Annotated in this window: 4 protein-coding genes; all 4 read left to right on the plus strand. The window is 37.6% G+C overall.

The window, feature by feature from the left end; all coding sequences use genetic code 11:
• Nucleotides 1-981 (plus strand): U32 family peptidase (locus tag AC3AX0_RS07565; RefSeq protein ID WP_487549698.1); only part of this gene is annotated, 981 nt, incomplete at its 5' end.
• 10 nt (nucleotides 982-991) lie between these two features.
• Nucleotides 992-3,364 (plus strand): endonuclease MutS2, encoded by a 2,373-nt coding sequence (locus AC3AX0_RS07570; protein ID WP_487549699.1) that lies wholly within the window; start codon nucleotides 992-994, stop codon nucleotides 3,362-3,364.
• Nucleotides 3,365-3,455: 91 nt separating this feature from the next.
• Nucleotides 3,456-3,887: a 2-thiouracil desulfurase family protein gene (locus AC3AX0_RS07575; protein ID WP_487549700.1), complete on the plus strand. Its 432-nt coding sequence runs from the start codon at nucleotides 3,456-3,458 to the stop codon at nucleotides 3,885-3,887.
• 60 nt (nucleotides 3,888-3,947) lie between these two features.
• The coding region (argS, locus tag AC3AX0_RS07580) for an arginine--tRNA ligase domain-containing protein (protein WP_487549701.1) at nucleotides 3,948-4,662 on the plus strand (715 nt) is incomplete at its 3' end.

Here is a 4,662-nt window from a genome sequence, read left to right on the forward strand (position 1 = left end):
GTATTTACGGTAAAAGATGTAAATATTGATTTGGAAGGCAATGTATTTGTGAGCAAAAGTGTATTAAACAATCTGAGAAGGAAAGCAATAGAATCCCTTGAAGAAAAAATACTTCAGCACAACAAAAAAGAGGTTCCAATAGAAATTGAAGAAAGAGAAACCTTTGAAAGAGATAATGACATGAGATACTCTCTTAACATGAACAGTGATAGGGATTATAAGAATATAGATTTCAATGAAATAGATTTGGCATACATACCATATTATTTTATTACTGAAGATATAATTAATGATATAAAGGACAAGAACGATGATGCAGAAATAGTGCTGTCCTTTAGAAATGTATCAAAAACATACGACTATGTGGAGGCTGAAAGAGCCTATAAAAAGTATGGTGACAGCATAATAGGAATACAGGTCAACAACATAGACGGACTGGCATTTGCCAAGAGTCTTGGAGAGAATAACATTTACTGTGATTTCGAGATGAACATCATGAACGAATATTCTGCTGATTTTCTTAAGGGCGAAGGAGTAGAATGTTTTACCCATTCAGTGGAATCAAGCATTGGAGATATTGAAGAAATAAACAGGAAGACAGAAATGAAAACAGAGTGTATAGTGTATTCCAACCTTCCCCTCATGACTATAAGGAACTGTCCGTTTGCGCATATGAAGAATTGCACGGATACATCAAAGTGCAGCAGTTGCGACATGTATGACAGGTATGTCTTGAAAGACAGGAAGGGATATGAGATTCCAATGTCCAGAAACAGGGGAATAACCACAATCTACAATCCTATCCACCTGTACATGGCAGACAGGATGTATGAGGTGAAGAAAACAGGCTCAGACTATGGACGAATCGATTACAACGGGTCAGCAGACATAAACAAAGTTATTGAGAGTGTGAAATATGGTGTTGAGGATATAGACAAAGGTGAGATAACTAGAGGGTATTACTACAAGGAAATACTTTAAGCGAGGTAATATGAAAGAAAAGACTATTAAGGTTCTTGAATTTGATAAGATCCTGGAAATACTTAAAAAAAAGGCAGAAACGGACCTGGGCAGGGAATACCTGAAAAAGAGCCGCGTTCTATCCAATATAAATGAAATAAGAATAAAGCAGAAGGAAACTTCAGAGGGAATAACCCTAATTATGGAAAAGGGGAACCCTCCACTTTCAGGAGTGGCCAGTGTTAAGGACTATGTGAAAAGAGCGGAGCTTGGAGGAACACTATCTGCAGCAATGCTTTTAAAGGTAGGACATTCCTTAAGGGCTTCAAGGGTCATAAGAAACTATATTAAGTCAAGCTCTGGAACAAAGGTTGGAGGAAACATAAGACTCCTTTCCAAGATGGCTGAAAGCCTTATACCAAACAAGGTTGTGGAGGAAGCAATTACAAATGCAATAATCAGTGAGGAAGAAATCTCTGATAATGCAAGTTACGCACTTAAATCAATAAGAAAAAGCATAACAAACAAGAACAGTGTAATAAGAAACAGGTTGAGCAATATAGTATCAACCTTGTCGGCAAAAAAATATCTTCAGGATGCCATAGTAACAATAAGAAACGACAGGCATGTTGTACCAGTAAAACAGGAATACCGACATCAGGTGAAGGGTCTCATACACGACCAGTCTTCAACGGGAGCTACGTTATTTATAGAGCCGATGGCAATTGTTGAACTTAACAACGAGCTCAGCACATTGATGATAGATGAAAAGAAGGAAATTGAAAGGATTCTTGCTGAGCTTACAGACCTTGTAGGAGCAGTAAGCGAAGAAATAAAGTCTAATGAAATTCTTTTGGGAGAACTAGACTTTATATTTGCAAAATCAAAGCTTTCGCTTCAATTCAATTGTTTCGAACCTGTTCTAAACGACGAGGGATATATAGACATCAAGAAGGGAAGACATCCCCTTATACCAAAGAATGAGGTTGTACCTACAGACATTTGGCTAGGAAAGGAATTCAGGACTCTGATAATTACCGGACCTAATACAGGTGGAAAGACGGTATGTCTTAAGACAATAGGATTATTTACCCTTATGGCACAGTTCGGACTTCATATTCCGGCAAAGAGCGGCTCTCAGATAGGAGTATTCAACAATGTCTTTGCGGATATTGGAGACGAACAGAGTATAGAGCAGAGTCTTAGTACTTTTTCTTCACATATGACCAACATAGTTGAGATATTTAATGAAATTGAAGATAATTCACTTGTTCTTCTTGATGAGGTTGGAGCAGGTACTGATCCTGTGGAAGGAGCTGCACTTGCCACTTCCATACTTGAAGAGCTTCACGGAAGGAATGTAGTAACGGCAGCAACAACACACTACAGCGAGCTTAAAATTTATGCGCTTACAAGAGACGGAGTAATAAATGGCAGCGTGGAGTTTGATGTGGAGACTTTGAGTCCTACATACAAGGTTCTTATAGGAGTACCTGGAAAGTCAAACGCCTTTGAGATATCAAAAAAACTTGGTCTTAATGAGTTTATTATTGATGATGCAAGGAATTCCATAGAAAAGAATGATGTACAGTTTGAAGATGCCCTTATTCAGATTGAAAGGGATAGAAAAGAGATAGAGTCTACAAAGGAAGAGATTTTGAAACTTAAAAATGAGCAGAAGAATCTAAGTGAAAAGCTCAAGGTTGAAGAAGAAAAGATAAAAAAGAGAAAAGAAAGAATTGTTGATGAAGCAAAAGCTGAAGCAAAGGAAATTCTTGAAAATGTGAAAAAAGATACTGGAGACATGGTTTCCAGAATTGAAAAATACAACAGCATTATAGACAAGGAATCCAGAAAAGATGTTAGTGAAATCAAGTCGGGATTGAATAAGAAAATAAAGGAACTGTCAAGGACTGAATATATCCTTGAAACTACTAATGACGGCAAGCCAATTAATAAAGGTGACTATGTTTATATCAAGTCCCTTAACCAGAAGGGATATGTATTGACAAAGCCCAATGATGACGGCAAGGTTACTGTCCAGGCTGGTATCATGAAGCTCAATGTTCCAGTGAACACCCTTGTGAAAACGGAATCAGAAGAGGAAAAGTCCTCCCAGAAGGCCAAGAATAAGATGTATACCTTGAAGTCGAAAAACATCAAAACTTCCATAGACTTGAGAGGAATGAACCTTGAGGAAGCCTTCCTTGAAATAGACAAGTATTTGGATGACGCATATTTGTCAGGACTTAATGAAGTTCAGATAATCCACGGAAAGGGAACTGGTGTTCTTAGAAAAGGAATAACTGAGCTTCTGAGAACTCACAGGCTTGTAACAAAGCACAGACTTGGAGAATTCGGCGAAGGTGGAACAGGAGTAACAGTAGTAACTCTTAAGAACTAATAATAATGATAGAAATAGCAATAGAATCAGAAGCAGTAGATTAGTGAAAGGAATGCATGCAAGGACAATCTTAAGCATGCAAGGTGAAAATATGCTTGTAAGTGCATGTCTTTTGGGACTCAACTGCAAATACAGCGGAGGAAACAACCTTGACGAAAGGGTTGTAAAGCTTCTTGAAAAGGAAAATCTAGTTCCCGTCTGTCCTGAACAGCTTGGAGGACTTGAAACACCGAGGATACCATGCGAAATTGTCATGGAAGGTGATGAAAAAAAAGTTGTGAACAGCGAGGGTGTGAACCTTACTGAAGTGTTTATAAGGGGAGCAGAGGAAACCTTGAAAATTGCAAAGCTGTTAAAAGAGGATTCAATCCTTCTTCAGCCAAGAAGTCCTTCTTGTGGAAGCAGACAGATTTATGACGGTACTTTTACTGGAAAGCTTATAGACGGTGAAGGAATTGCAGCTGAATTTTTGAGGGAAAATGGAATTAAAGTTTATGATACTGAAGAATATTTCAGTGATTGAGTTGACACAGGTTGACCCTTGTGCTAATCTCATATAATAAGTTAGATACGGAGGATTTTGATGATAGATTATAAAGTTAAAGCTGCTGAACTTTTTAGCCAGCAGGTTGAGGGTGCATCAATAGATGAATTGATTGAAATGGTTGAAGTTCCACCCAATTCAGAAATGGGTGATTATGCCATACCATGTTTTAAATTTGCTAAGATAATGAGGAAATCACCAAACATGATTTCTGAAGAAATAAGCAAGAATATCACTATAGGGGATTATTTTGAAAAAGCAGTAAACACAGGACCATATGTAAACTTCTTTGTAAATAAGAAATATTTCGCAGAATCAATATTGAAGGAAGTATACGATAAGAAGGAAAAATATGGAAGCAGGGACATTGGACAGGGAAGAAAAGTAGTAGTTGAGTTTTCTTCGCCTAATATTGCAAAGCCTTTCCATATTGGACATATAAGAACTACTGTAATAGGAAATGCAATCAACAAGATTTATAGATTCATGGGATTTGATGTAATGGCTATAAACCATCTTGGAGATTATGGAACACAGTTTGGAATGCTGATATCAGCCTACAAGAAATGGGGAGACCGGGCAGTTATTGAAGCCAATCCTATTCCTGAACTGTTGAAGCTTTATATCAAATTCAATGCAGAGGCAGAAGAAAAGCCTGAATACAAGGATGAAGCAAGATACTGGTTCAAGGAGCTTGAAAACGGAAACGAAGAGGCTATTGAATTGTGGCAGTGGATTAAGGATGTAAGTCTTA

Source organism: Dethiosulfatibacter sp. (assembly GCF_983023055.1).

Excerpts from the sequence above, each read along its gene's own strand:
- AC3AX0_RS07570 (WP_487549699.1), top strand. The coding sequence starts at position 992 with ATGAAAGAAAAGACTATTAAGGTTCTTGAATTTGATAAGATCCTGGAA.
- AC3AX0_RS07575 (WP_487549700.1), top strand. The coding sequence starts at position 3,456 with ATGCTTGTAAGTGCATGTCTTTTGGGACTCAACTGCAAATACAGCGGA.